Source organism: Gordonibacter sp. RACS_AR49 (genome assembly GCF_030418435.1).
Classification (GTDB): Bacteria; Actinomycetota; Coriobacteriia; order Coriobacteriales; family Eggerthellaceae; genus Gordonibacter; species Gordonibacter urolithinfaciens.
Genome location: NZ_JAIUDM010000006.1, coordinates 119,981 through 146,667 on the forward strand (window position 1 = coordinate 119,981; position 26,687 = coordinate 146,667).

The following is a 26,687-nucleotide window of genomic DNA, read 5'->3' on the forward strand; positions in this document are numbered from 1 at the left end:
TCGTCTCTTTCTCTAAGCTCGCTGGTCCAGCCGTCAGGCCGACGGAACCCTCAAGTCGCACTTCCCCATCACGGCATCGCGCAGGGCGCGCAAAAACGCATCGTTCTCCCCGGGCGAGCCGATGCTCACGCGCAGGCAGTCCTCGAGGCCCGGCGCGCGCGAGAAATCGCGTACGAGCACGCCGCGGCCGTAGAGCATCTCCCAAACAGTGCCGGCGTTCTCCAGGCGGAACAGCACGTAGTTCGCGTCCGACGGGTACGGCTTCACGCCGGGTATGCGCTTGAGTCCGTCGACGACGCGGGCGCGCTCCTCGATGATGGCGCGGATGCCCGGCTCGAACTTCGCACGGTTCGCGTACACGACGCGCGCGATGGCCTGCGAAACGGCGTCCACCGAATACGGCTGGCGCACCTTGACGAACTCGCGGATGACCTCGGCATCGCCCAGAAGGTAGCCCATGCGCACGCCGGCCAGGGAGAACGCCTTCGAGAACGTGCGCAGGATCACGAGGTTCTTGTGCTGTGCCAGGTAGGGGCGCATCGTCTGGCGCGAGAACTCGAAGTACGCCTCGTCCACCATGACGAGCGCGTCGGTGGCGTCGAGCAGCCGGCAGACAAACGTTTCGCTTGCCAGCTCGCCCGTGGGGTTGTTCGGGCTCGTGACCACGAGATAATCGATGCCGCCCTCGGCGACGCGCGCGAGCACGGCCTCCTCGTCGATGGAGAAGTCGGCGCGCCGCGGCACGTTCGCCACCGTCGTGTTCGTGAGGCGCGCGTTGGCGTCGTACACCGAGAACGTGGGCGGCAGGTTGAGGAACGTGCGCCCCGGACCTCCCCACGCGAGCGCCAGGTTGAACAGCAGCTCGTCGCCGCCGTTGCCCACGAGCACCTGGTCGCGGTCGAGCCCGTTCGCCTCGGCGATCATGTCGCGCAGGTCGTTGGCCAACGGGTCCGGATAGCGGTTCAGGGCCACGCGCTTCACCTCGCGCATGATCTCGTGGCGCACCTCCTGCTCCACGTCATGCGGGTTCTCGTTCGCCGAGAGGACAGCCTCGGCGGGCAGGTACTTCGGATCGTAGGGCTCGAGCCCTGCGAGCTGCGGGGCCGAGCAGCACACGCTACGCATCGGCGCCCCCGCTTCCCACGGCGCCGGCACCCGAGGCCGCGCCCATGGGGCCGCCCTCCTCGCCGAACACGTTGCCCGTGCGCAGCAGGTTCTGGCGCATCTCCACGCTCATGGCGTGGGCCCACAGGCCCTCGTGACGCGCGATGGTGGTGACGGCGTCGGCATCACGGGCGAGCGCGGCCGGCGAGTACTGGATGACGCTCGACTTCTTCACGAATTCGTCCACCGAGAGCGGCGAGGCATAGCGGGCCGTGCCGCCGGTGGGCAGCGTATGGTTCGGCCCGGCCACGTAGTCACCCACGGCCTCGGGCGTCCACGCGCCCAGGAAGATGGCGCCCGCGTTGCGGATGGCGCCCAGAAGGTCGAAGGCGTGGTCGAGATGCAGCTCCAGGTGTTCCGGCGCGATGACGTTCACGGCCGCGAGCGCCTGCGGGATGTCGCGGCACACCACGACGAGCCCCTGGTCGGCCAGCGACGCCGCGGTGATCTCGGCACGCGTGGACGATTCCAGGTGGCGCTCCACGGCGCGCTCCACCCCGTCGGCGTAGGCCTCGTCGAACGTCACCAGGTAGCACGCTGCCAACGGGTCGTGCTCGGCCTGGGCCATGAGGTCGATGGCCACGAGCGCCGGGTCGGCCGTGGCGTCGGCCACCACGCACACCTCGGATGGGCCCGCGATCATGTCTATCCCGACGTCGCCCGACACGACCTTCTTCGCGGCCGCCACGTAGGCGTTGCCGGGGCCGGTGATCTTCGCCACCGGCTCGATGGACTCCGTGCCGTAGGCGAGCGCGGCCACGGCCTGTGCGCCGCCCACCGCGTAGACCTCCGTGACGCCGGCCAGGCGGCAGGCGTAGAGGATGGCCGGGTCGAGCTCGCCCGACTTCGCGGGCGGCGTCACGCACACGATGCGCGGCACGCCGGCCACGGCGGCGGGCAGGGCGTTCATGAGCACGGTGGAGGGGTAGAGCGCGCGTCCGCCCGGCACGTAGATGCCCACGGATTCCAGCGGCTCCACCTTCGAGCCCACGAGCGCGCCGTCCTCGCGCACGGTGAACCAGCTCTGCTGGCGCTGGCGCTCGTGAAAGTCGCGGATCTGGCTTGCGGCCTGGCGCAGCGCGCGCGCTGTGTCGTCGTCCACGTAGGCTGCGGCCTCGTCGACGGCCAGCTGCGGCACGCGGAAATCCTCCAGGCGCACGCCGTCGAAGCGCTCCGTGTAGTCGCGCAGGGCGGCGTCGCCCCGCTCGCGCACGTCCTCGATGATGGCGGTGGCCGCCGTGAGCGCGGCGGCGTTGAACGCGCCGGTGCGCTTGAGGTGCTTGTTCGAGAAAACCTCACCGGGTTCGAGTATCACACGACGCATGGGGCTGCTCCTTATCCTTGCTTCGTCGGCACCTGCGGGGCAGGGTCGTCCTGCGCCTGCGGGGCGGCCTGGACGGCCTGCGCGAGCGCCTGGGTCAATTGTACGATACGCTCATCGGTGCGGAACGCGCATGCGTTCGCGAAGAACCGAGCGGTCGATGACAGCACCTCTTCAACCACCACGAGGTCGTTCTCGGCGAGCGTGGTACCGGTGGCCGTTATGTCCACGATGCGCTCGGCCATGCCGGTGAGCGGCGCCAGTTCGATGTTGCCGTGCAGCTTCACGATCTCCACCTCCCTGCCCTGGCGGGCGAAGTGGGCGGCCGTGATGCCGGGGTACTTCGTGGCCACGCGGATGGAACCGAGCTCACGGTAGCGCTCGTCGGCCGCCCCCGCCGCGGCGGCCGGCTCGGCCACCACGAAGCGGCATGCGCCGAATGCTAGGTCCACCAACTCCACGACGTCCGAATCGGCTTCCAGGAGCGAGTCCTTGCCGCAGATGCCGCAGTCCGCCGCACCCAGCGCCACGAACGTCGGCGCGTCGGTGGGCCGCACGATGACGTACTCCACGCCCGGGTTCTTGATGATGAGCTGGCGGCCGGGGTTCGCGAGCCCCGCGACGTCGAGCCCCGCCGCGGCGAGCGCCGCGATGGTGTCGCCGTTGAGCGAGCCCTTGGGCACCGCGATGCGCAACGGGCAGGGGTTGGGAGCCGCAGGTACGCTGGGCGCGTTCTCGCAGCCCACCGGAACCGTGGCGGCGGCAGCCATGGCTTGTTCCAAGAAGAACGCGAAGCCGGCGGCGGGGCGGCTCTCGCCGTAGGCGGCTATCATGTTGTCGTAGCGGCCGCCGCTGCCGAGCGGGGTGCCGAGCCCCGGGGCGTACGCCTCGAACACGAGGCCCGTGTAGTAGTCGAACGAGCTCATGACCGAGAAGTCCACGAGGATGCGCTCGCCCAGGCCCGCCTCCTCCAGCAGGTCGTACGTGCGGGCGAACGCGTCGAGGCCGTCCTCGCAGCCGAGCGGCGCCACGAGCGCGCGCACCTCGTCGATGGCAGCGCGCCCGCCGCGGATGCGCGGCAGCGCGCGGATGGCGGCCGCGAACACGGGCGGCACCGAAGCGCGCGCACCCGGTTCCGCATCCGGAGCGGGACCGGCGCCCGCAGGCGCCGTCAGGCGGTCGAGCTCCACGAAGTTCGACGCATGGTAGGCGTCGAGCACCTGCTCCTTCCACCATGCGGGCGCCCCGCTCGCCTCGAGCAGCGCCCGCAGCACGCCCACCGTGGCCAGCGCCAGCGTGTAGCCGCGCGCGCCCGCCACGTCGAGCGCCTCGGCGAGCAGTCCCACGACCTCGGCGTCGGCCTCGGGGCCCTCCTCCCCGATGCACTCGATGCCCATCTGCGTGAGCTCGCGCGCCTTCGCCTGCATCTCCGCCTCGGCCTCGCGGAACACGCGCTGCAGGTAGCGGAACCTGAACGGTCCCGGCTGGCCCGCCAGGCGCGTTGCCGTCATGCGCGCAACCTGCAAGGTGACGTCGGGGCGCATGGCCAAAAGGTCGCCGCGCGCGTCGAAGAAGCGAAACGGGGACCCGGCCAGACGGCCACCCGCCCGCATGACGTCCATGACCTCGAGCGTGGGCGTCTCGATGGGCAGGTACCCGCGCGCCGCGAAACGCTCCTGCACGGCGCGCGTGATGCGCTCGCGCTGCTGCGCCTCGTCCGTGAGCACATCGCGGAATCCTGCCGGTGTCACATAATTCATAGGTTCGCGCTTCTTTCCCTCGCGGTTCTCCAATACGACGCAGCCAGGATGCCGGGCTCCACCTCTTCGGCTTCGCCGGCCGAGCGCCGGGCAGGCTCGGGGGCGAGAAGCGGTTCCGCATCCGTCGCTGCGGCCTTCATCGCGGCGATTCGACCCGATGATACCACCGACCCATGCGCCTGCGGCAGCAAGCGGGCCGTTCTGCATCGCGTCGCTATACTTTAGCACAGTAGAGTGATAAAGCAATAGGAAATCAAGCCCGCAGCGAGAATCACCGAACAAAAGAGCATGGACGAACGGCGTGCGGCCACCACCCATCGAGGGCGCGGCCCTGCTCCCCTACAGCAGCGACATCTGCTGGGGAGCGAAATCGTAGGTGCACAGCACTTCGTTCTCCACGAGCTCCACCTCGTGCGACTCCCAGTCTTTCAGGCACACGACGAAGCTCGCGCCGCCCTGCTCGAACACGATGGCGCTGCCCACCATGCCGATGCAGCGGCCGCCGCACACGTCGCGCGCGCCATCCGGCTGCTGGAGGTCGTCGCATGAGGGCGAGGGCCCGCCGAAGTAGTAGGGCGAGAAGTCCTGTACCGGCTCGGGCGCGAACCCGGCGCGCACCACGGCCTCCACCTGCGCGAGGCGCGCGGTCTCGCGGTCGAGCACGGAGACGGCCTCGGCGGCGTCGAAGCGCTCGTTCGCCAGCAGGTCGGCCTTCTTGGACGCGCGCATGGTCTCGGCGATGCCGGGCTGCGCGCAGAGCGCCGCCTCCAGCTCGCGCGCCGCGTAGGCGTCGTCGAACCGCCCGACGATGCGCCCGGCCCGCGCCCCCTGCTCCAGCAGGCGGCGGACGCCGCGCGATGCGCCCGTGATGCCCGCCTTCACATGCGCCGGCGAGAAGTACGCCAGATAGGCGATATGCGGTTCCGCGTTGTAGGCGCGCTGCTGCGGGGAGACGAAGTCCGTGTTGTAGAACGAGGGGTTGAACCCGGTTGCCTCCTGGCAGGCCGGGCACACCGTGACCTTGGACTCGGGCGGCAGCTCCACGTCCAGCGGGCACGGCATCTTGGCGTGGGTCTCCAGGTCGTGGCGCCCCACGCAGCGGCGCACCGGCAGGCGTCGCAGCGAGAACGTGCGTCCCCGCACGCCCACGCGCACCTGCACGTTGCGCACGCGGTCGTTCACCAGCAGGTAGGGTCCGTCCTCGTCGCAGCCGTGCCCAGCCAGCACGGCCGCACGGCCGGTTTCGATGTTGTCCATATAAGTGACCTCGCGTTAACTGCTATGCATCCCGTCAGGTTTCGAGGAGAATGATAGCGCACGAGGAGCATTAGCGGCGGGGGAATGCGGCGAAAGGGCCGGAATCCGCACAGAAGCCAACGGCACGCGGCGGATACCGCCAGCCGCCGGCGATTGCCGCGCAGCCGGTTTCGCAGGGGGCGCGACCGCCTTCGAAGGGCCGTATCCCCCTCGGGGAGCACCGCTCTATACTGGCATCGTCGTGTGCAAGCCGGGGAACAACCCGTCCCCTCCCGCAGAAACGAGGCACCATGGCACGCCAAGCGCTATCCCGTACCAAGACCCCCTTCGCAGCGGTCCGCCTCCTGGCGATAGCCGCGCTCCTGATCGCTGCCGCCTGCATCCTTCCCGCGCATGCGCAAGCCGAGGAAGCAGGGGCCGACAACCCTCCCATCCCGAAGATCGTCGGCTCTTTCGACAAGGACGCATACGAACCCGGAGATCAGGCCGTCGTCGCATTCTCCGTTACGAACGACACGCCCATCGCTTGGAACAAGGTGCGACTGGAAGCCCAACTGCCGCAGGGCGTGAAACTGGCTCGCGACGGCGATGCCACGGCTCGCGAGGCCGACACGTTGGCAGCCGGCGAAACGATAGAGCTGAAGCTGAACGTGTTGTTTGAACCTTCCCTGTTCAAGCGGCTTGCGCCCACGGGCGACAAGGGGAACGCCGTCGGCATCGCGCTGGCGGCCGCAGCGGCTGCGGGCTTCATCGCGCTGGCGGCCGCCACGTTCTCGCGCAAGCAGGCGCGCAGCCGCCGGGCAAAGGGGACCATGGGTGCGCTCATGGGCGTCGTGCTCGTAGCGGGCCTGACGCCCCTGGTGCCGCGCGAAGCCCACGCCGACGAGGAGGGCGAGCAGGCCGCGGTGACCTCGTTCACGCTCGAAGGTTCTGCAGCCTGCACCGCGCCGGGCGCCACCGTAGCCGCCATGCTCACGGTGGGGTCCACCGACCAGGAAGCCGCGTTCTCCCAGGCGAACGTGGAAGTGATCGGCGGAGCAGCAGCCTCGGCAAACGCGAAACGCGCCCGGATCAACCTGGTGTCCGACCTACCCTTCGCCGACGAGCTGCCGCTCGACGCCATCTCGCTCGACGGTGATTTCCAGGGCTTGTCCGTCACTGCCGTGGAGCATGTCGGCACTGCGACGATGCTCGACGGCACCGAAGGGTCGGCCCTTGCCGTCACCCTTGGGGGCGACCTTGGCGCACCGGGCGCACGAGGAGTCATGGTCTTCGGCCCGGGATCGTTCTCCAACGCCGCCGCAAGCGGCGAAGCCACGCTGGCCGCCGAGGAAGCCCTCGTCACGTTCCACGTTGCCGAAGGCTTCTACGAGGACGACACGTTCACCTTCCCCGTCTCGCTCGAAAACGGGCGATTCTCTTCCGACGCGCAGGCTGGGCACTTCTCCTTCGCCGACCCGTCTTTGTCCGCAACGTCGTTCGCCGTCGACGCGAACGACGCGACGCGCGGCACCCTTGCCGTAGCGGCAACCGCCGACACGCCGCTCAACCAGTTCAAGGCGCTGTCCGCCGCCCTCGATGCCGACGACCAGCTTGCCGTCGATCCAATCGCCCTTGAAGGGGAGGCACCTGTCGCCATCGCGCACCCCTCTTACTACGACGGAGACGAGGCCACCGAAGACGCCGTCTCCACCGCCGGTACCGCAGCAGCCGTTCCGTACGGCACCGTGAAGGCTAAAAGCGTCACGGAAAACCAGGATGGCTCCTTGACCGTGCACAACACGGTTGAGTTCAGCGCGCTGGACGGCAGCGTGAAGATCACCGATTTCAACCGGACCGGCAACTCCCAGATCACCCTGCCGGGCCAGGCCCCCACCCTTCCCCCGGATTACGGCCTCGGCGAAACCGGAGACGCCGGCATCCTGGAAGGCAATACCGGAGCCGTGGTGTTCACCGACGTGCGCGAGAACGGCTTCGACTTCGATTTCGGCATCGACGCCGAAACGGTGAAAAGCTGGTACGGCGCCTACACTGAGAGCGGCCTTGCCAAAGAGCAGGCCAACGAGCAGTTCCTCGAAGAGATGACGCAGCTCATGTGCGGTCACGAGGTCGACCTGGCCGACGGCGTGGTGCTCAACAAGCTGGGCATCGCCCAGGGACCTTGCGCCGTCAACCTCTCCGACGAATCGCTGGCCAGCATCGTGGGCGGAACGGCGCTTTACAGCCAAGAGGATGACATGCGCACCGCGAAAACGGTGTTCGAGGTGCTGGAGAAGCTGGTTTCGGCTATCAGCTACTTCTGCTCGTCCGACCCATCCAACATCGGCCAGGGCATCTCGCAGATCCTGGGTATCATCGCCGCGCTGCTGGAAACCGGCCCCCAATACGACATCAAGGACGTGCTTGACGAGCTGAATCAGATGAAGGGCCAGCTCACGCGCATGGAAACCAGCGTTGACAACCTGGCTATCCAGCTGCGCGCCATCGACAAGCGCGGCGGCTTCGAGTCGGACTGGTACCAGGTGAAGTGGCTCATGGACCACCTGAACAGCTACGGAACCCTGTACACGGCCACCATCGGCACCATGACAGAGGAAGAGCTGGCGAACGGCGGCTTTGATGCGGCGACGTTCGAAGAGTTGACGGAAGAGAACCAGAAGACGCTGACGAGCTTCAAGCAGGCCATCGACGCCAAAAACGGGCTGCTCAACACCACCGTGTACGCCGATACGGTGAACCTGGGCAGCATGATCACGGGAACCGGCACCAAAGACGTGGTGAGCGACTACTATAACTGGATCGAAACGTACTACAACTGGGATCCGGAAACCTTCGAGATCAAAGACGTGTACCTGGGCTGCATGATCACCTCGTACCTGTACGGCTACCTGTCGTCCATGGCCTACCTTTCGACAATCGAGGGCACCGGCACCGACGCCGAGAAGCTCAACGCCACGCTCGCCAAAGAAGACCTCAGGAAACAGGCCGATCAGGTGCTGAAGAAGCTTGTTGGGCAACGGGAGCGCGTATGGGACCAAGACTCTATGACCTATAAGGAAAAGTTCCAGAAGTCCCCGCTGCGCCAAGCCACCGAGCCGCTTGCGAACAAAAAAATACGCTGCTTGATCAACGAGCATGTGTATTCGCTCGACAACCACACCGGCCCGCTTTCTGGCCGCATGTACGACGATGCATACTTCGGAAACGCCTCGTTCGGGAAGAGCGTGGAGCGCGACGATGTTCTGATGTACTCGTTCACCGGCGAGCTCAATCTGGCTCAATGGCAGCAGATGGAAGCGAACCTGTCCCAGGTTCGAAAGATCAAGTACAGCCAAAAGCCCCTTCACGACTACGGGCTGGACATGAGCGACGCAAGCAACATCTTCAGCGAACTGCGCGCGCTAGGCTTCACCATGCTAGCGGTCCGCACCGAAAACACCCATACCGGCGACTCCCCCAAGGGGCGTCCGAAACCGCTCGTGCAGTGGAAGAGCAAGGAAGCGCCGCCCGCCCATGTGGTGGTAAGCGATGCGAGCTACAACAAGGTGAGCGACCAGCTAGCCGTTCGCCACGTGCGCACCGTTTCGGTAGACGTGTACGACATCAAAGCATCCCGGGTACTGCGCGGCGTAACAGCCGCACGGCATGAAAGCGTGTACTGGGTGGGCTATGGCTGGGGCTACCTCCATGACGTCTGGCCCTGGTGCACCTCGGAGACGAAGTACGAGAGAAGGGGGATGGTCTAGGACGCGCCGAAACCCAGAAAGGCGGGATCCGGCACGCCGGATCCCGCCTTCGCTCACGCAAAGCTCGCTTTAGCCAGAGCAGCGAGCGAACCCCAGCGAACAAATCCTTGAGCCCGCCTGCATGCGGAGCGAATGCGGCGCTACGCCATGCCGGCAGCCTGCATCGCCTGCACGGTGAGGAACATGTTATAGGAGAAGTACACGGCCACGACCACGTACACGCTTGCGAGCACCTTGGCCACCAAGTGCCAACCGCTCCGCCACGCCAGCACGATGCCCACCGGCCAGAAGACGAGCAGGAAGAACACGATCCAGAACGTCTGCTGGTGCCACTTCTTCGGGTTGGGGTCCTCCACCAGGTCGTTCGCGTTCTGCCGCAGGTCCTTGCGCTGCCAGTCGCCCGCGCGTCGGTTCTCGTCTGCCATGCCGTCCCCTTCCCTCGAGCGCACACCGCCCGGCGCTCTTCCGCGTTTCCTGCCATCCTACCACGTCGGCGCATCGAGCGCCGGGCGTTGGCGTTCCGTTACCGGAACGCTAGGTCGCCGCTTGCGCGCCTGCCGCCGCCCGCGTCCGCCGCTGAACGCAACCGGTGCCGGACACGCGCGCCGCCGTCAGTTCAGCCCCGCGTACTCCACCTCTATCTGCTCGTCGAGGTACTCCTGCACCGGGGGCTTGCCGAAATCCTCCACCGTCTCGGTGTGCCAGCACTCGGTCTTCGGCAGCCCGGGGATGCGGTCAGCCACGAACACCGGGTCCTTGCCGGCCTTGCGCTGCGCCGTGTAGTCGTCGAGCACCTTGAGCGCCCACTTCCCCAGAAGCAGGATGGCCACAAGGTTCACCATGGCCATGAAGCCCATGAAGATGTCGGCGAGGTTCCACGCAAGGTCGAAGCTGTTCACCGCGCCGTAGAAGATGACACCCAGGCACACGATCCGGAACACGAACAAGAGCGCCCTGCTGTTGCCCTTGATGAAGCGCAGGTTGTTCTCGGCGTAGAAGTAGTTGCCGATGAGGCTGGAGAACGCGAAGGCGAAGATGGCGAACGTGATGAAGTGGATGCCGACCTCTCCCACCGAGTTGTTCACCGCCATCTGCACGAGCGGCATGCCGTTGAGCGCGGCGGCGGCCTCGGGGTCCTGCACGTAGAACACGAGCACCATCATGGCCGAGCACGTGCAGATGAGCAACGTGTCGATGTACACGGACAGGCTCTGCACGAGGCCCTGCTTGCAGGGGTGCGACACGCTCGCCGTGGCGGCCGCGTTCGGCGCGGAGCCCATGCCGGCCTCGTTGGAGTACAGGCCGCGCTTGATGCCCAGCATCACGACGGAGCCCGCGAAGCCGCCGAAGATCGCCTGGAAGTCGAACGCCGAGGCAAGCACCATGCCGAACACCTTCGGCAGCTCGCCGATATTGGCGATGGTGGTCCATACCGCGATGCCGATGTAGCCGACGGCCATGATGGGCACGATGATGGAGGTGATGACGCTGATGCGCTTCGCCCCGCCGAAGATGACGAACGCCGTCATCACCGCCAGCACGATACCGCAGGCGATGGCCGTGCCGTTCGTTGCGTAGTCGGGGATGTAGTACTCGAGCGACGACGTGGCGTTGAAGGCCTGCAGCCCGTTGAACCCGAACGCGAAGCACAGGATGAGCAGCACGGCGAACAAAACGCCCAGCCAGCGCTTCCCGAGCGCCTGCTCGATGTAATAGGCCGGACCGCCGCGGAACTCGCCCTCCTTGCCGCGCACCTTCCAGATCTGCGCGAGCGTGGACTCCACGAACGCCGACGCCGCGCCGATGATGGCCATGAGCCCCATCCAGAACACGGCACCCGGACCGCCGGTTGCAATGGCCGTGGCCACGCCGGCGATGTTGCCCGTGCCCACGCGCGAGGCCGTGGACACCATGAGCGCCTGGAACGACGAGATGGACCGCTCGCCCTGAACGTGCTTCTTCTCGGTCAGCTGCGAGAACATGTCCTTGAGATAGCGCAGCTGCACTGCCTTCGTGCGGATGGTGAAGTACACGCCCACCACCACGAGCAGCAACAGCAGGATGTACGTGTACAAAAACCCGCTCAACTCCCCGGTGAACCCGACGAGCCATTCGTTGAAGTCCATTGGAATCCCCTTCCCCTCGACCCACAGGTCGTTCGTAACATCAGCGAGAGGCGCCGAGGTAACCCGTATTCGCGGGATCGCGATGGCGAAGCGTACTTTGGTACGCGAGTCTTCGGGATCCCGCTAAGGCGGGGTACCTCGGCGCCTCGCAGCGTCGAGCGCGTGCGTCAGCTGTTAAGCTGACGCACGAGCAGCTCGTTGATGACCTTCGGATTGCCCTGGCCGCGCATCTCCTTCATGCACTGGCCCACGAAAAAGCCGATGAGGCCGGTCTTGCCGCCTTGGTACTGGGCCACCTTGTCGGGGTTCGCGGCCAGCACCGCGTCCACGACGGCCTCGATGGCGCCGGTGTCCGACACCTGCTCCATGCCGCGCTCGGCCACGATGGCCTCCGGGTCCTTGTCCTCCTCGAGGATGGCGGCGAACACCTCCTTGCCCTGCTTGGACGAGATGGCGTCGGCAGCCACAAGCTTCACGAGCGCCACCGCGCGCGCGGGCGAGAGCGCCGTGTCGGCGAGCTTCACGCCGTCTGCGGCGTTCAGATAGGCGGTGACGTCGTTGATCACGAGGTTCGCCACCGGCTTGGCCAGCTTGGCCGCGTCATCGCCGGCAAGCTCCATGCACGCCTCGAAGAAGTCGGCCGTCTCGCGATGCTCCACGAGGTGGCGCGCGTCGTACGCAGAGAGCCCGAACGCATCCTCGAAGCGGGCCGCCTTCTGGTCGGGCAGCTCGGGGAGCTTGGCGCGCACCGAGTCGATCCACTCGTCGGTCAGGTCGTAGGGCGCGAGGTCCGGGTCCGGGAACAGGCGGTAGTCGTCGGCCGTCTCCTTCACGCGCATCACGATGGTGCGCTTCTTGGAGGGGTCCCAGTGCCGCGTCTCCTGGAAGATCTGGCCGCCCTCCTCGAGCACTTCCGCCTGGCGGCAGATCTCGTAGGCCAGGCCGTCGTGGAGGTTCTTGAAGCTGTTCATGTTCTTGAGCTCGGTCTTCACGCCGAACTCCTTGGCGCCGCGGCGGCGCAGCGACACGTTGCCGTCGCAGCGCATGCTGCCCTCCTCCATCGAGCAGTCGGAGATGCCCAGCGCCAGGTAGATCTGGCGCAGCTTCTGCATGAACAGGCGCGCCTCCTCGGGCGTGCGCAGATCGGGCTCGGTGACCAGCTCGGTGAGCGGCGTGCCGGCGCGGTTGTAGTCGACCAGCGAGTGCGTGGCCCCGGCGATGCGGCCCTCGCCGCCGCCGACGTGCACCATCTTGCCCGCGTCCTCCTCCATGTGGATGCGCGTGATGCCCACGTGGGCGGTGTAGCCGTCCGCCGTGCGTGTCACGTTGCCGCGGCTCTCGCCCACGGCGAGCCCGTCCAGGTCGATGCGCTCCTTCGCGGCCGCGCCGTCCACGTCGAGGTCGAGGTGGCCGCGCATGCAGAACGCCACGGGGCCCTGCGTGGTCTGGTAGTTCTTCGACATGTCGGGGTACATGTACGTTTTGCGGTAGAACATCGAGTGCTTCTCGATGTCGCAGTTCGTGGCCAGGCCCGCCAGCACGATGGACTCGATGGCCGCGCGGTTCGGCACGGGAAGCGCGCCGGGCATGCCCAGGCACACGGGGCACGTGTGCGTGTTCGGCTCGGCACCGAACTCCAGTTTGCAGCCGCAGAACATCTTGGTGTCGAGCGTGGTCAGCTCGGCGTGGATCTCGAGGCCGATGACGGCCTCCCAATCCTGCAGCACCTCTTCGAGCTTCCGCATGGCTACTCACCTGCCTTTCCATCGGCGTAGGCGGGCGCCACGGGGGCGGGGCCGTACACCGTCTCGAGCGCCGCGGCCGCGCGGAACATGTTCTCGTCCTTGAACGCCGGCGAGATCAGCTGCACGCCCACCGGCAGGTGCGTGTCCGCTCCCAGGCCCGCCGGCAGGCTCATGCCGCCGTTGCCCGCGATGTTGATGGAGATGGTGAACATGTCGGACAGGTACATGTCCGTGGGATCGCTCACCTCGCCGAACTTGAACGACGTGCGCGGCGACACGGGCGCCAGGATGCAGTCCACCTGCTCGTAGGCGCGCGCGTAATCCTGCGTGATGAGCGTGCGCACCTGCTGGGCCGGGTAGTAGTACGTGTCGTACACGCCGGCGGACAGCAGATAGCTGCCCAGCATGACGCGGCGGCGCGTCTCGGGGCCGAAGCCGATGGCGCGGCTGGCCTCGTACTGGCTGCCCAGATCCTTATGGCCCGGATCGCAGTAGCCGTAGCGCACGGAGTCGAAGCGGGCCAGGTTGCTGAAAGCCTCGCAGGGGCCCAGCACGTAGTAGGCGCTCATGGCGGCCTGGGCGTTGGGCAGCTCCACCTCCACGAGCTCTGCGCCCAGGGCGCGCAAGTGCTCCGCCGCCTCCTCCACCTTGGCCTTGACCTCGGGCGTGAGGCCCTTGGCTTCCATGAAGGCGGGCACCACGCCGATGCGCATGCCGCGCACGCCCTCGGCGAGGTTCGCCGTGAAGTCGGTGCCGACGTCCTGGCTCGTGCAGTCGCGCACGTCGCGTCCGGCGATGGCGTTCATGGCGAGCGCCGCGTCCTCCACCGAGCGCGCGAACGGGCCCACCTGGTCGAGCGAGCTGCCGAAGGCCACCACGCCAAAACGCGACACCACGCCGTACGTGGGCTTCACGGCCACCGTGCCGCAGAAGCTGCCGGGCTGGCGGATGGAGCCGCCCGTGTCCGAGCCGAGCGTGACCGTGGCCAGGCCCGCGGCCACGGCCGCCGCGCTGCCGCCCGACGAGCCGCCGGGCACGCACGTGACGTCCCACGGGTTCTTCGTGGGGCCGAAGGCGCTCGTCTCCGTGGAGGAGCCGAACGCGAACTCGTCCATGTTGAGCTTGCCGAGCGGGATGCCCCCGGCTGCTATGGCGCGCTCCACGCACGTAGCCGTGAAGGGAGACACGTAGTTCTCCAACATCTTCGACGAGCACGTGGTATGGGTGCCCGCCAGGTTCATATTGTCCTTGAACGCCACGGGCGCGCCGGCCAGCGGACCGAGCTCGTCCAGCGTGCCGGCGGCCACGGCCGCGTCGATGCGCGCGGCGGCATCGAGCGCCAGCTGCCCGGTGGTCTCGAGGAAGGCGTTGAGATCTTTGTTCGCAGCTTCGATGCGCGCGAGCGAGCCTTCGGCGACCTCGCGGGCGCTGAAGTCCTTGGCGGCGAGTCCCGCGCGGATCTCGCGGGCGCCCATCGCGCCGAACGCGGAAGCGGATGCGGCGCCCATCAGCGATCGCCCCCTTCTCCCAGAATGGACGGGATGAGGAAGCAGCCGTCCTGCTGCTTGGGCGCGTTCTCGAGCGCCTCCTCCTGCGTGAAGGAGGGCGCCTCCACATCGTCGCGCATGACGTTCGACAGGCTGCCGATGGGGTGGAACGTGGGCTCCACGCCCTCCAGGTCGTACTCGGTGATGGGCGCGAGGCTGTCGATGATGGCGTTCAGGTCGACCGTCATCTGCGACACCTCCTCGTCCGTGAGGCCGATGCGCGTGTACTCCGCGATGTCGCGCACATCATGTTCGGTTACATGTTGGGTCATGGGGTGGCTCTTCCCTTCTCGTTTTCACGCATCGGCCCGCGGCAGGCACCGGTGGAACCGAAGGTGGAACAGGTGAAAACATAACGTCGCCCATGATAGCAAAGGAAGGCTCGCTGCGGGTGCGGCGACGCAAGGAAACACCGGCGTCGCTGCACCGGCACGGCAAGCCGCTGATTCCCGACGTGCGCGCTCATCATCTATGCAAGGTAACTTAAGTTTCTAATCGTGGTAAACTGGGGGGCGTTCGAGCGCGCGCCGCAGCCAGGCGCGCAGCGTAGGAGACCGCATCGTGTCCGTAAACCCCTCGCCCGCCGCACCAGCTGCGCCGCCCACGCCCGCCGCCGGGGCTCCCACGCCCAGCAGCATGTCCTTGCCCGGTAAGATACCGCGCACCACCTACCTGCTGTTCGCCATCGTATGCGTGGGAACGTCGCTCGGCAGCCTCACGCAGACGGCGCTCAACACCATGGCCGCCGAGGTGCTGGCCGATCTGGGAACTGATATCGGGTGGGGTCAGTGGCTCACCACGGCCTACATCTTCTCTATGGGGGTGGCCGTGCCACTCGCGTCCTACTTGCAGCGAAAGTTTTCCGTGCGTACGCTCTTGTTGGGTGCGTTCTCGCTCTATCTGGCGGGGTCGCTGTGCGATTTCCTCGCGCTGAATTTCCCTATGCTCATCGTGGGGCGTGTGCTGGAGGCGGTGGCTACGGGCATTCTCATGCCGCTCGTGCAGACCATCGCCATGACGCGCTTTCCCGAGAACCGCCACGGCACGGCCATGGGCATTGCCGGCATCGCGCTGGGGTTCGCGCCCAATATCGGACCCACGGTGGGCGGCATGCTCATCGGGGCGGTGGGCTGGCGCTTTCTGTTTCTGGTGCTGTCGGCCGCGTCCGCGCTGCTGCTGGTGGCCACGTTTGCCATCGTGCGCGGGCGCGAGGCCCGGCAGCCGGCCGCGCGCTTGGAGGTGCGCTCGCTCGTGCTGGCGGCGGCGGGCTTCGGAGGGTTGCTGGCGGGGTTCACCGACGCGGCGAACTACGAGCCCGCGAGCCCCTTCGTTTGGGTGCCCGCGGCGGTGGGCGCCGTGTGCTTGGTGCTGTTCATTCAGCGGCAGCGCCGCGTGGCGCACCCGCTCATGAACCTGGGTATCTTCGCGTACCGCACGTACCGCGTGAGCTTCGTCACGCAGCTGTTTTTGTACGGGTGCTTTTTGGGGATGACGCTCATCATCCCGCTGTTCGTTATCGAGGCGGGCGGGCACACCACGCTTGAGGCCGGGCTCGTGCTTTTGCCCGGCGCGCTGGCGGCGCTCGTGTTCGAGCCGCTGGCAGGCGTGGCGTCCGACTGGTTCGGGCCGCGGCGCGTGGGGCTCTTCGGCGCGGCATTCCTCGTGGCGGGCGCGGTGCCTCTCGCGCTCGTGCCCGCTTCGGCACCTCTCTGGATAGCGGCGCTGCTCCAAACGCTGCGCTGCGTGGGGCTGACCACGCTCATCCCCACCACCACGGCCTGGGGCCTGGGCGAGCTGCGCCGAGAGGGCATCACCACCGACGGCAGCGCGTCCATGATCATGTCGCGCCAGATAGCCGCCGCACTCGCCACCGCCGTTATGGTGCTGCTCATCAAGCAGTGCTCCCCCGCCGCCGCCCCAGAACTTGGCTACCACCTGGCGCTGGGCTTCTCCGGCCTGTTGGCGCTGCTGGTGCTTGCCACCGTAGCGCTGTTCATACGGGAGCGGGAAACCAAGGAGGATGGCGAGGAGGCGGTAGCCGAATCACGGAGATTTCCCGAATCGGCAAAGGAGAAAGAACCGGAAGCGCTCGCACAGGACTAATTTAATTAGTTACAAGGTAATTTTTATTCGCTCGCTGCTCGCGCATCGGTCTTTTTTCATCGCTCAATTTTTGATGCGCGGAAGATTTAAGACCGCGCGCACCGCGAACTACCCTACTCGGTGAAACGAACGAATGTTTCACGTGAAGCATTCGTTCGTTTGTTCCCTGCGATTGTTCACTGCGGTTGTTCACTGCGGTTGTTCACTGCGGTTGTTCACTGCGGTTGTTCACTGCGGTGATTGTTTCGTCGCTCGTTTTTTCAAATACCCGTTGACGCCCGATACTATGCGTTATATAGTATCGGGCGAAAGGAGGTATGCAATGGACGCACAGATGAAGCGAGGGTTCCTCGAAGTCTGCGTGCTCGCCTCGATCAACCGGCAGGATTCGTACGGCTACCAGATCGTCAAGGACGTGCCCGCGATCCTGAACCTGACCGAATCGACGCTCTACCCCCTGCTCAAACGATTGGAAGCAGCGGGGCTGCTCACCACGTACTCCGTCGAGCACAGCGGGCGGTTGCGCAAGTACTACCGCATCACCGAGGCAGGCGTGCGCCATATCGACGAGTTCCTGCGCGAGCGGGACGACGTCGTCTCCATCTACGATTACGTGAAACGAGGTGCCAGAAAATGAACAAGACCGAGTTCTCCGACGCGCTGCGGCGCGCGCTCGGCAAGCTGCCGTCATACGAGGTGGAGCAGTCGATCGCCTTCTACCTGGAGATGATCGACGACCGCATGGAGGACGGCATGAGCGAGGCCGACGCCGTGGCGGCGCTCGGGCCGGTGGGGGCCATCGCCGCCCAGATCATCGCCGAGACGCCGGTCATCCCGAAGGCCATCGCGAAGGCGAACACCGGCAGCCGCACGCTCAACGTGGTGCTGCTCGTGGTGTTCTCGCCCATCTGGGTGCCCGTGGCGTTGGCACTGGTCATGGCGGCCTTGATGGTGTACCTGTCCATCTGGATGGTCGTCGTGGCGCTGTGGGCGACCGTCGCCACGCTGCTGCTGTGCGGCCCCATCGGCATCGTGGGTTTGGTGTGGTGCCTTGCCACCGGCTACCCGCTCACGGCCGCCTGGCTTCTGGGCTGCGGGCTGGCCGCCGCGGGGACGGGGCTGTTCGCCCTGTTCGGCGTCCTTGCCGCCAGCAAGGGGCTCGTGCAGCTCACCCACTCGTTCGCCCGTTGGATCAAGGGGCTGTTCGTGAAGAAGGTGCGTGGGTCCGGCCAGGCGGCGCTGCCGTACGCTCCCGCACCGGGCTCGCCGGCCGTACCGGTTGCCGCCGGCGCCCCGCCCGCCCCGCCGTACGGGGCGCCCTATCCCGGCGCCGCCTATGCCGCGTCCCCCTGCCCCGACGCGTACCCCCCTGCCACCGCGCAGGGCACCATCCCCTTCCCGACCGCGCCGAACGCGCCTGCGGCGGGGAACCCGGCCCCGGAAGGAGCGCAGAGCCATGACCACCGCGCGTAAAGCAGTCCTGATCGTCGCCACCGTTTTACTGGTTGGCGGGTCGGCGCTCGCCCTCGGGGCGTTCGCCGCGGCGGACTTCCGCTTCGAGAACCTGTCCAACACCACGCGCGACTGGGTGTCGGACACGAGGATCCTGGAACCCGAGGCAGAGGCGCCCCACACCGCCATCGTGGTGAGGGACGCCGGCGGGGACGTGCGCTTCGAGCAGACCGACGGCGACGCCTTCGAGGTGACGTGCTGGACCAGCAGCGAGAAGACCGTGGACGTCGTCGACGAAGGGGGCGTACTGGAGATAACCGGCCACGGCACGTCGCTCACGGGCCTCATGATCATGAAGGTGGAGTTCCAGGACCATGCCACCGTGGTGAAGGTGCCGCGCAGCTATACGGGCTCCCTCACCGTGGAGACGGGCAGCGGAAGCATCGACGTGGCGGACCTCGACGGCCTGGAAGCCGTGTCGCTCACGGCGAGCAGCGGCAGCCTGACGGTGCTGCGCACGAGCGCCGGCACCATGAGCCTGAAAACGTCGAGCGGCAGCATCGGCGTGGTGGGCGTGGATGCCGAGGGCTTCTCGGCCCGCACGTCGAGCGGCTCGCTCTCCCTGGGCGACGTCGAGGCCGCCACGGTGGAGACGGGCACCGCGAGCGGGCGCCAGGACTTGAGCGATGTACGCGCGACCACGCTGGATATCCGCGGATCAAGCGGAAGCATCGGCGGAGCCGGGCTGGACGCGAACGAGACCATGATAGAGACGACAAGCGGCAGGGTGGACGTCATGTTCGCGAACCCTGCGACCGACTACGACATCGCGGTCTCCTCTACGAGCGGCCGCGTGGACGCCCCCAGCGGCATGATCGGCGTCGGCAAGCGCATCGTCGTACGCACCACGAGCGGCAGCATCGACCTCGACTTCAACGCGGAAGCGGCTCCCGATTCCGCAAGGCGCGGCAACGACGGCGTCCCGTCAGACGGCAGCAGCCCGTCGGCACCCGGGGCACCTGCCGCACCGGCAGCACCGGCAGCACCGGCAGCTCCTGCTGCCCTGTAGGAGGGCCCGTAGGACGGTGGCCGTCAGCCCGCCCGGCGCGAAGGCGTCCGGGCGGGCTATCCTGCACTTTCATAGGCGGCGAGCTCGGCGAGGAACGCCTCGCCGTAGCGGGCGAGCTTCGTGGCGCCCACGCCGGAGACGTCCAGGAACGCGTCCTCGGTGGCGGGGCGCTTCGCGCACATGTCCCGCAGGGTGGCGTCCGAGAACACGATGTAGGGCGGCACTCCGGCCTCGTCCGCCAGGCGCTTGCGCAGCGTGCGCAGGCGCTCGAACAGCTCCGGGTCGGCCTCGCCCGACGCGGCCACCGTGCCCGAGGCGCCGAACGCACGGCCGGCGCCCGCTTCGACGCCCCGCATGCGTTCGGCCTTGCGCACGACCTTCTTCATGGAGAGGGAGAACCCGTCCTCCGCCGCCTCGCGGGCACGCGGGCCAAGTCCCACCGTAGGGTAGGTGCCTTCGGTAATCGCAAGGTAGCCGCCGGCGGCCAAAAGCTCGACGACCTCCTTGACCTGCGCGGCAGAGGCATCCACCGTGTGGTAGCTGGCCGACTCGTCCAAGTGCATATCGAGCACCTTCGCGCTCTTCGAGCCGCGCAGCACGTCCACCACGAGCCCCTTGCCGAAGCGCCCGCGCAGCTCCTGCACGCAGCGCATGACGGCGCGCGCCAGGTCGGTCACGTCCACGGCGTCGAACGTTCCCTCGCAATTGGAGCAGTTGTTGCACCCGGCGACGGACGCGGAAGCGCCGCCGGTCGGCGCGGTGCCGTCGTCCGGCGCGGCCTCGCCGAACGCGATGTACGCCTCGCGCACGCTGGGGGCTTGGCCGGGTGCCGCAGGGGCGGCGTCTTCGCCGAAGTAGTTCAGGATGTAGCGGCGCAGGCAGCCCGTGGTGTGGCAGTAGCCCACCATGGCCTCGAGCAGGCGGCGGCGCGAGGCGCGCACGGCGTCGGCCTCCTCCGGCGAGAGCTCCTCGTTGCCCGACTCCTGCTCGATGAAGAACCGGCAGGTGGACACGTCGCCGTCGCTCCATAGGAGCATGCACGTGGACGGCTCGCCGTCGCGCCCGGCGCGGCCGGCCTCCTGGTAGTACGCCTCGATGCTGCCGGGCATGTTGTGGTGGATCACGTAGCGCACGTTGGACTTGTCGATGCCCATGCCGAAGGCGTTCGTGGCCACCATGACCGGCGCGTCGTCGGCGATGAACGCGCGCTGGCTCTCGGCGCGCTCCGCCGCTGGCATGCCCGCGTGATAGCGCGTCGCGCGCACGCCTGCGGCGACGAGCGCGGCATGCACCTTGTCGGTGTCCTTGCGGGTGGAGCAGTACACGATCCCCGAGTCGCCCGGATGCGCGAGCGCGTAGCTTCCAATCCAGGCGAGCTTGCGCTTGGGCTCCAAGCGCTCCACGCCGAAGTAGAGGTTCGGGCGGTCGAACCCGGTGACCACCCCGTAAGGGTCGCGCAGATCCAGAAGGCGCACGATGTCGCGCCGCACGCGCTCGGTGGCCGTGGCCGTGAACGCCGCCACGACGGGGCGCGCGGGCAGCTGCTCTATGAAGTCGCCGATGGCCAGGTACGACGGGCGGAAGTCCTGGCCCCACTGCGACACGCAGTGTGCCTCGTCCACGGCGACGAGCGGGATGGCGGCCTCGCGCGCGAACTCGAGGAAGCGCGGGTCGGCCAGCCGCTCCGGGGCCACGTACATGATCTGGTACGCGCCCGCCAGCGCGCGGCGCAGCACGGTGGCCTGCTGGCCGGGCGTGAGCGTGGAGTTGAGGTAGGCGCCGCGCACGCCCGCGTCGAGGAGCGCGCGCACCTGGTCGCCCATAAGCGACACGAGCGGGCTCACCACGAGCGCGAGGCCCTCCATCACGATGCCGGGCACCTGGTAGCACACCGACTTGCCGGCGCCCGTGGGCATGACCGCCAGCGCGTCGCGGCCGGCAAGGATGGCCTCCACCACGCCCTGCTGCCCCGGACGGAACTCCTCGTAGCCGAAATGCTCCCGCAATGCCGCCTTCGCGGCCGCCGCCTCAACCATCGGGCCCTTCCCTCTCTGGGCATTTGCGCCCTCGCTCGTCTCGCCATCATGATACCGCAACGCCCCCGAAAATCGGGCTTGCACCGGACGCTGCGGTGTGTATAATGCGCGGGGTTGTGAGTCCGGGCGGGTGACGCGGGACTAGGTTAGGCGGTCAGAGTGCTAGCTCGACCGCCTTTTTGATGCTTGTTTCGCCCTGCCCCTCGCTTTCCGTTTTCGCTGCGACCAGTCGTAGGCTGCCAGAAGAAATGACAAGATGGAACAAAGTCCTGCGATCAGGTTGAAACTATCCATGGGGATCCTCCTTATCTCTAAGGAGTCACCCGCTGGAAGCGGACACCGCTGACGCGAGGCATTCTAGCACGTTCCGCACTGGTTTCACATGGTGAAGCGTCTTCAATTTTTGCTGTTTGAACAGGTGGTATCTCGTTTAGAATTTGAGCCGGCAATCTGCTTGATCCCTGCAAGGTCCCGACGGTTGCCGCGCAAGATTCGAACGGCATTTCGACGGTTGGCGAGTGGGACCTGACACGGCCCGAGCCGCTTCCCTCCATCACCTACGCATCCGCTACACTGTCCGTAGCGGGGAACAAGGCAATCGCGCACAAAAAAGTATGCCGGTTTCCCGACATTTCCGCCCCTGCGATCGTGTTAGGGGCAGAAAGGGAGAACCTGCCGAAGAACGACGACATAGCCGCGGTGTTCCGCCGCCATGCGAAGACGGTCTACCGCCTGTGCTACGCCTATCTCGGCAACGCGGCCGATGCGGAGGATGCGGTGCAGACCGTGTTCGCGAAGTTGCTTTGCAAGCCGCGGCGTTTCAACGATGCCGAGCACGAGAAGGCGTGGCTCATCGTGTGCGCCCAGAACCACTGCCGCGACATGCTAAGAAGCGCGGCGCGGCGATGCGCAGCCGAGCTGCCGGACGACGTGCCCGACGACCGGACGGGCGCCGATGGCGACGAGACGCTCGAGGCGGTGCTCGCCCTTCCCCCGAAGTACAAGACGTGCGTGTACCTGTACTACTACGAAGGGTACCGCACCGCCGACATCGCGCTCATCACCGGCACGCCCGCCTCGACGGTGCGCAGCCACCTGAGCGAGGCCCGCGCGCTGCTTAAGACCATGTTGGGAGGTGAGCGCCGTGAACGACCGTGACCGCAAGGACTTATTCGCCGTCGACGACCCCCTCGAGAACGAGCAGGCCTTCGCGCCGCCTATCGCTCCCAACGCGCTCGATGCGCGCCAGGCGGCGGACCCCCCCTTCTGCGAGCCGGGGCTCGACGCGGCGATCGCACGCGCCTTCGACCGCATGGGCCCGTCCGTTGCAGCCGAGGAGCGCATGCTCGCCGCCCTGCTCGCAACCTGCGGCGAGCATACGGCCGCAACCGGCCCGAAGGGGCGCGACCCGGTTGCGCAGACCGGCACGGGGCGCAGCACCCGGCGCCAGCGTGCAAAAAAGATGCTGCTTCCGGCGGCGTGCCTGGTGCTGCTGGCCGGTGTGGGCGCTTTCGCCTATCACGGGCTGGTCGCCGCGCAGCTGAACGGCAGCCTGCAGACAGCGGACAGCGGGGCCGCCTCGTCGTCAGGGGAGCTTGCCAGCATCTCGGACGGCATGGCTTCCGAGGACCTCGGCTCGCCGTCCGGCGGCGCCAAGGACGGCGCACCCGAGGCGGGCCGAAACGACGGTTCCGCGGGCGCGCCCCCGTACGGCGGCTCTGCGGATGCGCCGTCCTCCGACGGTTCGGCCAGCGAGGGCTCCTCCAGCGGCGGCAGCGATGCCGACGCGCGCTACCCGTTCGTCACGCTCGCCTCCGGTCAGGCCCTGCGCATTGCGGTCGACGACGCGGGACACCCGCTCGTCGCCGACCCGGCCCTGGTGGGCGCCGAGATCGAGCAGGCGACCGCCTCCGACGGTACCGGCGGCCATGATGTAGCCTGCACGGTTTTCGCCTCGGCGAGCGACGCGCATCCCTACGCCGTGCGCTATCCGGGCGACGCCGCCTGCTACTGGGCCGACGAAGCCGCGTAGCGCGGGATTCCGCACACGGGAACCGCACGCAGCGGACGCATGCGCGACGGTCCGCGCCACGCCCCTCCGAGCGGTGCGGCCCATCGCGCGGAATCTCCCCGACAAACCGGCATCCTCGATCGTGTTAAGGGCAGCAAGCGAGAGAAGGAATGCCCATGAATGCCTCTATGCCCGCCCGCGCGAACGAGCACCGCTCCCCCGCCCCGCGCCACCCGCATGCCCGCCTGCTCGCCGCAGGAGCCTTCGCGCTTGCGGCGGTGCTGGCGGCAGGCGCCTGGTGGTGGTGCACGCTCCCGGCCAGCCTCCATGCGGCGCCAGGCGAAGAGCTCCACGCCGTCGGTGCAGCCCGGGACGGATCCGCATCGGAAGCCCCGGGCGCGGCCGGCACGAACGCGGGAGGCGCATCCGCCGGCTGCCCTCCCGGGCCCGACGGCAACCTGCCTGCAGACCCCTATGCCGGCGAGGGGTACGCACGCGTGGAGGAGACCGGCTTCGTGTCCACGGCCGCACGGCCGCTCTCCACGTTCTCCGCCGATGTGGACACGGCCTCCTACGCCAACCTGCGCCGCATGGTGCGCGACGGGGCGTGGCCCGCCGACATCCCCCCAGGCGCCGTGCGCACCGAGGAGCTGCTGAACTACTTCGATTACCGCTACGCACCGCCCGAGGGCGACGACCTGTTCGGCATCTCTGCCGAGATGGCCGACTGCCCATGGAACCCCGACACGAAGCTCCTGGTCATGGGTTTCGCCACCGCTCCGGCCGAGCCTGCTCCCGAGACCGGCTCGAACCTCGTGTTCCTCGTCGACGTGTCCGGCTCAATGGCCGACCCCGACAAGCTTCCGCTTCTACAGGAGGCGTTCGCCACGCTCGTGCAAGGCCTGGGCGAGAACGACCGCGTGTCCCTGGTCACGTACAGCGGCGAGGAGCGCGTGGTGCTGGAAGGCGCGAGCGGCGCCGACCGGCAGCGCATCCTGCGCGCAGTGGGCAGCCTGCGGGCCGAGGGTTCCACGAACGGCGAGGCCGGCCTGCGCACAGCCTACGACGTGGCCGAGCGGAACTTCGTCGAAGGCGGCGCGAACCGCATCGTCATGGCCTCCGACGGCGACTTGAATGTGGGCATGACCTCGGAGGACGAGCTGCACGACTTCGTGGACGAGCGCCGCGGACAAGGCGTGTACCTGTCGGTGCTCGGGTTCGGCACGGGCAACTACCAGGACGCCAAGATGGAGGTGCTGGCCGACCACGGCGACGGCTCCTACCACTACATCGACTGCGCCGAAGAGGCCCGGCGCGTGCTGGGCCGCAACCTGCTGGCGAACTTCACCCCGCTGGCCGACGACGTGAAGCTGCAGGTGGAATTCAACCCCGTCCAGGTCAAAGGCTACCGGCTTATCGGCTACGAGAACCGTGCGCTGGCCGACGAGGACTTCCTGGACGATGCGGCGGACGCCGGCGAGGTGGGCGCGGGGCACGCGTTCACCGTGGCCTACGAGGTGGTGCCGGTCGATTCGCCGTTCGAGGTGGCCGTCCCGCATCTGAAGTACGGCCGCTCGGACGGCGACGCCGCAGGGGCGGGAGACGCCGAGGAGGGCGCGTCGGGCGGCGACGGGGGCGGCGGCCTTGCCATCTGCACCGACGGCAGCGAGTGGCTCACCTGCTCCGTGCGCTACCGCCCCGCCGGCGAGGACGTCACGCAAAGCCAGGCGCGCGTCGTCGGGCGCGCCGACCAGACCGACGAGCCGAGCAGCGACTGGCGCCTGGCCGCCGCCGTCGCCGAGTGCGCCATGGTGCTGCGCCATTCGCCCCACGCGGGCACGGCGACGCTCCAATCGGCCCGCGACCTGGTGGATGCCGCCGGCAGCGAGGAGTGCGCCGAGTTCGCCCGCCTGCTGGAAACGCTCGCCCTCCGTTCGCGCGAACCCGCGGCCTCCTCGTACGCAGACGGAGGCCGGCTCAATCGCTAGCAGGCCTTCGGCAGGAACCCGTCGAGCTCGGCGTCCAGCTCGGGGATGCGCTTCACGCGGGGGTGCTCGTCGAGCTTGCCGCGAACCATCACCATCGACACGTCGCGCAGGGCCTCCAGGTTCTCAAGCGGGTTCGCCTTGGTTACGATGAGGTCGGCGGCCTTGCCCTCCTCGACCGATCCCGTCTCCTCTCCCAGCCCCAGGATGCGCGCGTTGCCGAGCGTGGCCGTGTGCAGCGCCATCTGGCGCGACGCCCCCACGAGGCGCTCGAAGTACACCACCTCGCGCCATAGGTCGTAGTGCGTGATGTAGGGGCACGACGAGTCGGTGCCCAGGCCCACGGGGATGCCGGCCGCGAGCGCCTGCTGCGCGGCGCGCACGATGCCCTCGTACACGATGCGGCCGTTCACCTTCTGCACCTCGGTGGACTTCGTCTTCTCGGGTGCCAGCTCCACGAAGGGCAGCGCCGGCGAGACGGTGCAGGTGAGCGACGAGGCGCGGCCCACGCCGTTCTTTTTGAAGAGCGCGATCAGCTCGTCGTCCAGCTCCGCGCCGTGCTCGATGGTGTCCACGCCGGCCTCCAGGCCCACGCGCACGCCCTCGGCGCTCTCGATGTGCGCGGCCGCCGGCATGCCCAGCTTGTGCGCCTCGTCCACGGCGGCGCGCGCCACTTCGGGCGACATGCGCAGCACGCCCGGCTCGCCCTCCACCTCGGCGTCGAACACGCCGCCCGTGATGAACAGCTTCACCAGGTCGCACTTGCGGGCGAAGCACGCGCGCACGATCTCGCGCGCCTCCTCGGGCGTCTTCGCGCTGTGCGCGAACAGCCCCGCCCCGTGCCCGCCCGGCACCGTGACGCCCACGCCGGACGTGAGCAGGCGCGGGCCGGGATACTTCCCCGCGTTCACGGCGTCGCGCACGTCCACGTCGGCGAAGCCGGGGTCGCCCACGCTGCGCACGGTGGTCACGCCGCTGGCCAGCTGCGCCTGGGCATGGCCGCGTATCATGCGGCGGAGCGCCCACATGCCAAGGGGGTTCCCCACCACCTTGTCGATGAGGTCCCCCGCACCTCCCGCGCTCATGGGCTTGCCCGAGCCGCACAGGTGCACATGCGCGTTGATCAGGCCCGGCATGAGGTACGCGCCACCGAGGTCGATCTCGCGCGCGCCGAGCGGCCCTACCGTGGAAGCGGCCGGCCCCACGCGGTCGATGCGCCCGCCGTCGTCCACCACCACCGTCATGTTGGGCTGGGGCTCCATCTGCTCCGTGCCGTCGAGCACCGTCGCATGCGTGAGAACGTACGCCATTTCCATCCCGCCTTCCGCAGCGCCTTTCGCGCTGTTCTCCCGTCGTTCCGCCACA

The 26,687-nt window shown here is 67.8% G+C and carries 19 protein-coding genes; 8 read left to right on the forward strand and 11 right to left on the reverse strand.

Annotated features, from left to right (window positions below; all coding sequences use genetic code 11):
* Positions 1-33 precede the first annotated feature (33 nt).
* The 4 genes from hisC to LB310_RS11050 form a co-directional block, all read right to left on the reverse strand.
* Complete coding sequence (hisC, locus tag LB310_RS11035) at positions 34-1,125, reverse strand: histidinol-phosphate transaminase (protein WP_087191061.1); 1,092 nt, start codon at positions 1,123-1,125, stop codon at positions 34-36.
* Positions 1,118-2,488, reverse strand: coding sequence for a histidinol dehydrogenase (gene hisD, locus LB310_RS11040; RefSeq protein ID WP_278806461.1), 1,371 nt, complete (start codon positions 2,486-2,488; stop codon positions 1,118-1,120). Before hisD ends, hisC begins: the two co-directional genes overlap by 8 nt.
* 11 nt (positions 2,489-2,499) lie before the next feature.
* The gene (hisZ, locus tag LB310_RS11045) at positions 2,500-4,245 is read right to left on the reverse strand and encodes an ATP phosphoribosyltransferase regulatory subunit (protein ID WP_278806460.1); all 1,746 of its coding nucleotides are present in this window, start codon (positions 4,243-4,245) and stop codon (positions 2,500-2,502) included.
* Between the two features lie 339 nt (positions 4,246-4,584).
* The gene (locus LB310_RS11050; RefSeq protein WP_096228134.1) at positions 4,585-5,502 is read right to left on the reverse strand and encodes a DUF2797 domain-containing protein; all 918 of its coding nucleotides are present in this window, start codon (positions 5,500-5,502) and stop codon (positions 4,585-4,587) included.
* 290 nt (positions 5,503-5,792) lie between these two features.
* Between LB310_RS11050 and LB310_RS11055 the strand changes: the two genes are divergently transcribed.
* Positions 5,793-9,248 carry a hypothetical protein gene (locus tag LB310_RS11055; protein ID WP_278806457.1) on the forward strand — a complete coding sequence of 1,152 codons (3,456 nt, stop codon included), beginning with the start codon at positions 5,793-5,795 and terminating at the stop codon, positions 9,246-9,248.
* Between the two features lie 140 nt (positions 9,249-9,388).
* Here the strand turns inward: LB310_RS11055 and LB310_RS11060 are convergent, their stop codons facing one another.
* The 5 genes from LB310_RS11060 to gatC all read right to left on the reverse strand — a co-directional run bounded on the left by LB310_RS11060 (position 9,389) and on the right by gatC (position 14,938).
* On the reverse strand, positions 9,389-9,673 hold the full coding sequence (locus LB310_RS11060) for a holotricin-3 (RefSeq protein ID WP_278806456.1): 285 nt from the start codon (positions 9,671-9,673) through the stop codon (positions 9,389-9,391).
* 186 nt (positions 9,674-9,859) lie between these two features.
* Entirely contained in the window at positions 9,860-11,374 is a 1,515-nt protein-coding gene (locus LB310_RS11065; RefSeq protein ID WP_227115501.1) for a sodium:alanine symporter family protein, read from the reverse strand.
* A gap of 167 nt (positions 11,375-11,541) precedes the next feature.
* Positions 11,542-13,119 carry an Asp-tRNA(Asn)/Glu-tRNA(Gln) amidotransferase subunit GatB gene (gene gatB, locus LB310_RS11070; protein ID WP_278806453.1) on the reverse strand — a complete coding sequence of 526 codons (1,578 nt, stop codon included), beginning with the start codon at positions 13,117-13,119 and terminating at the stop codon, positions 11,542-11,544.
* Positions 13,120-13,121: 2 nt separating this feature from the next.
* Positions 13,122-14,627: an Asp-tRNA(Asn)/Glu-tRNA(Gln) amidotransferase subunit GatA gene (gatA, locus tag LB310_RS11075; protein ID WP_157005756.1), complete on the reverse strand. Its 1,506-nt coding sequence runs from the start codon at positions 14,625-14,627 to the stop codon at positions 13,122-13,124.
* Entirely contained in the window at positions 14,627-14,938 is a 312-nt protein-coding gene (gene gatC, locus LB310_RS11080; protein ID WP_041239741.1) for an Asp-tRNA(Asn)/Glu-tRNA(Gln) amidotransferase subunit GatC, read from the reverse strand. Before gatC ends, gatA begins: the two co-directional genes overlap by 1 nt.
* Before the next feature lie 289 nt (positions 14,939-15,227).
* On the opposite strand from gatC, the gene LB310_RS11085 reads away from it, so the two are divergent.
* From LB310_RS11085 to LB310_RS11100, 4 genes are all read left to right on the forward strand, one after another.
* On the forward strand, positions 15,228-16,769 hold the full coding sequence (locus LB310_RS11085) for an MFS transporter (RefSeq protein WP_301155065.1): 1,542 nt from the start codon (positions 15,228-15,230) through the stop codon (positions 16,767-16,769).
* Between the two features lie 322 nt (positions 16,770-17,091).
* On the forward strand, positions 17,092-17,406 hold the full coding sequence (locus LB310_RS11090) for a PadR family transcriptional regulator (RefSeq protein ID WP_087191045.1): 315 nt from the start codon (positions 17,092-17,094) through the stop codon (positions 17,404-17,406).
* Positions 17,403-18,242: a DUF1700 domain-containing protein gene (locus LB310_RS11095; RefSeq protein WP_278806445.1), complete on the forward strand. Its 840-nt coding sequence runs from the start codon at positions 17,403-17,405 to the stop codon at positions 18,240-18,242. Before LB310_RS11090 ends, LB310_RS11095 begins: the two co-directional genes overlap by 4 nt.
* Positions 18,226-19,290 (forward strand): DUF4097 family beta strand repeat-containing protein, encoded by a 1,065-nt coding sequence (locus tag LB310_RS11100; RefSeq protein WP_278806443.1) that lies wholly within the window; start codon positions 18,226-18,228, stop codon positions 19,288-19,290. The genes LB310_RS11095 and LB310_RS11100 overlap by 17 nt, the downstream gene beginning before the upstream one ends.
* Before the next feature lie 56 nt (positions 19,291-19,346).
* Here the strand turns inward: LB310_RS11100 and LB310_RS11105 are convergent, their stop codons facing one another.
* Entirely contained in the window at positions 19,347-21,326 is a 1,980-nt protein-coding gene (locus tag LB310_RS11105) for a RecQ family ATP-dependent DNA helicase (protein WP_301155066.1), read from the reverse strand.
* A 648-nt stretch (positions 21,327-21,974) separates the two neighbouring features.
* Here LB310_RS11105 and LB310_RS11110 point away from each other — a divergent pair.
* From LB310_RS11110 to LB310_RS11120, 3 genes are all read left to right on the forward strand, one after another.
* A complete protein-coding gene (locus tag LB310_RS11110; protein ID WP_301155067.1) occupies positions 21,975-22,484 on the forward strand; it encodes an RNA polymerase sigma factor in 510 nt (169 codons plus the stop codon).
* Positions 22,471-23,358: a hypothetical protein gene (locus LB310_RS11115; protein ID WP_301155068.1), complete on the forward strand. Its 888-nt coding sequence runs from the start codon at positions 22,471-22,473 to the stop codon at positions 23,356-23,358. The genes LB310_RS11110 and LB310_RS11115 overlap by 14 nt, the downstream gene beginning before the upstream one ends.
* A gap of 155 nt (positions 23,359-23,513) precedes the next feature.
* Complete coding sequence (locus tag LB310_RS11120; protein ID WP_301155069.1) at positions 23,514-25,325, forward strand: VWA domain-containing protein; 1,812 nt, start codon at positions 23,514-23,516, stop codon at positions 25,323-25,325.
* Here LB310_RS11120 and LB310_RS11125 read toward each other — a convergent pair.
* Positions 25,322-26,632: an amidohydrolase family protein gene (locus LB310_RS11125; RefSeq protein ID WP_301155070.1), complete on the reverse strand. Its 1,311-nt coding sequence runs from the start codon at positions 26,630-26,632 to the stop codon at positions 25,322-25,324. The two genes, LB310_RS11120 and LB310_RS11125, sit on opposite strands and share 4 nt — an antisense overlap.
* Between the last annotated feature and the right edge of the window lie 55 nt (positions 26,633-26,687).

Coding starts and splice junctions, on each gene's coding strand:
- LB310_RS11120 (WP_301155069.1), top strand. CDS start 23,514: ATGAATGCCTCTATGCCCGCCCGCGCGAACGAGCACCGCTCCCCCGCC.
- LB310_RS11100 (WP_278806443.1), top strand. CDS start 18,226: ATGACCACCGCGCGTAAAGCAGTCCTGATCGTCGCCACCGTTTTACTG.
- gatA (WP_157005756.1), bottom strand. CDS start 14,627: ATGGGCGCCGCATCCGCTTCCGCGTTCGGCGCGATGGGCGCCCGCGAG.
- hisC (WP_087191061.1), bottom strand. CDS start 1,125: ATGCGTAGCGTGTGCTGCTCGGCCCCGCAGCTCGCAGGGCTCGAGCCC.
- gatC (WP_041239741.1), bottom strand. CDS start 14,938: ATGACCCAACATGTAACCGAACATGATGTGCGCGACATCGCGGAGTAC.
- LB310_RS11125 (WP_301155070.1), bottom strand. CDS start 26,632: ATGGCGTACGTTCTCACGCATGCGACGGTGCTCGACGGCACGGAGCAG.
- hisZ (WP_278806460.1), bottom strand. CDS start 4,245: ATGAATTATGTGACACCGGCAGGATTCCGCGATGTGCTCACGGACGAG.
- LB310_RS11090 (WP_087191045.1), top strand. CDS start 17,092: ATGGACGCACAGATGAAGCGAGGGTTCCTCGAAGTCTGCGTGCTCGCC.
- LB310_RS11050 (WP_096228134.1), bottom strand. CDS start 5,502: ATGGACAACATCGAAACCGGCCGTGCGGCCGTGCTGGCTGGGCACGGC.
- gatB (WP_278806453.1), bottom strand. CDS start 13,119: ATGCGGAAGCTCGAAGAGGTGCTGCAGGATTGGGAGGCCGTCATCGGC.
- LB310_RS11095 (WP_278806445.1), top strand. CDS start 17,403: ATGAACAAGACCGAGTTCTCCGACGCGCTGCGGCGCGCGCTCGGCAAG.
- hisD (WP_278806461.1), bottom strand. CDS start 2,488: ATGCGTCGTGTGATACTCGAACCCGGTGAGGTTTTCTCGAACAAGCAC.
- LB310_RS11105 (WP_301155066.1), bottom strand. CDS start 21,326: ATGGTTGAGGCGGCGGCCGCGAAGGCGGCATTGCGGGAGCATTTCGGC.
- LB310_RS11065 (WP_227115501.1), bottom strand. CDS start 11,374: ATGGACTTCAACGAATGGCTCGTCGGGTTCACCGGGGAGTTGAGCGGG.
- LB310_RS11055 (WP_278806457.1), top strand. CDS start 5,793: ATGGCACGCCAAGCGCTATCCCGTACCAAGACCCCCTTCGCAGCGGTC.
- LB310_RS11060 (WP_278806456.1), bottom strand. CDS start 9,673: ATGGCAGACGAGAACCGACGCGCGGGCGACTGGCAGCGCAAGGACCTG.